The sequence below is a fragment of the Winogradskyella psychrotolerans RS-3 genome, from assembly GCF_000427335.1.
Lineage (GTDB): Bacteria > Bacteroidota > Bacteroidia > Flavobacteriales > Flavobacteriaceae > Winogradskyella > Winogradskyella psychrotolerans.
Map to the genome: position 1 here is coordinate 1 of NZ_ATMR01000169.1, position 981 is coordinate 981.

A 981-nucleotide genomic window follows, 5' to 3' on the forward strand; every position below is an offset into this window, starting at 1 on the left:
AACGTGATTGTGTATGGTTAGTTGCGTGGTTAAGCAACTAATTTAGTAAACAAATACGAACCCGAGAAAATTCCGAAGGAATTTTCCAAATAAGCACTTGCCAAAGCAATTAATTATACACGGTGTTGGCAATAGTTTTTATTTTTTAGCTTTTCTAAATCCAAGGTCTTTGTTTTCATCAGTTCCATACATTCTATAAATATTTATTGGAAGTGTATCGCCTGGTGGTCTCGGTATTGGAATAGCATCGTATTTATTATTTAAAAAAAAGTCGCTTTTGATTGTAACAGCTAAATTTGCCGTAATCATTGAATCTGGAATTTGCTTGTCAGCGTAAACACTCAAATAAAGTCTTTCTGTACGTAAATCATAAGTTCCGAAATAGGATTCTAATTTGTTTTTAAAATCTTTTATGTCAGTTTCTAAGTTATTTAAAGAATTAGAGTGTTCAGTTTTTCCAATGAGATTATCATTCTCTATATTCATAAATATTTTCATTCCGTAAACTGGGTCAACCTCTTTTAATTTATTCGAGTCGTTTTTAGGTAAAGTAAATTTAATGCCAAACTTTCTAGTTAGATATTCACTGTAGTTTTTTGTTTTTAGCATACTAAAATTATGCAAACCATAGTTATTTGTCAGTGTTCCAAAAAGGCTATCTTTTTTGTCCGAAAGCTGATAGTCAATTAGAATTTTGTGTATAGTATCAATAAATTTTCCCGTTGAATTCCTTTCGAAAGTTTCAATATCGAATTCAATTTGGGTTTTGTTAGCTTTCCAGTCGGTTGTTTTATCAGTTTCTCCAGTTAATTTGAAAACTAGACTGTCAGGATAAAAATGCCAAGTACTATATTCATTTTCAATTTCTCGCCAATTTCCAATTAATTCTTTTTCAGACGAATTTTGTCCACAGGAAAAAACCATAATGAAAGTCAATAATACTGGTATGTAGAGTAGTTTTTTCAAATTATTGCCAACGGT

The 981-nt window shown here is 30.5% G+C and carries 1 protein-coding gene; it reads right to left on the reverse strand.

Going from position 1 to position 981, the window contains the following annotated elements; translation table 11 throughout:
* Positions 1-138: 138 nt before the first annotated feature.
* Positions 139-981 (reverse strand): hypothetical protein (locus tag ADIWIN_RS15620; RefSeq protein ID WP_235047134.1); only part of this gene is annotated, 843 nt, incomplete at its 5' end.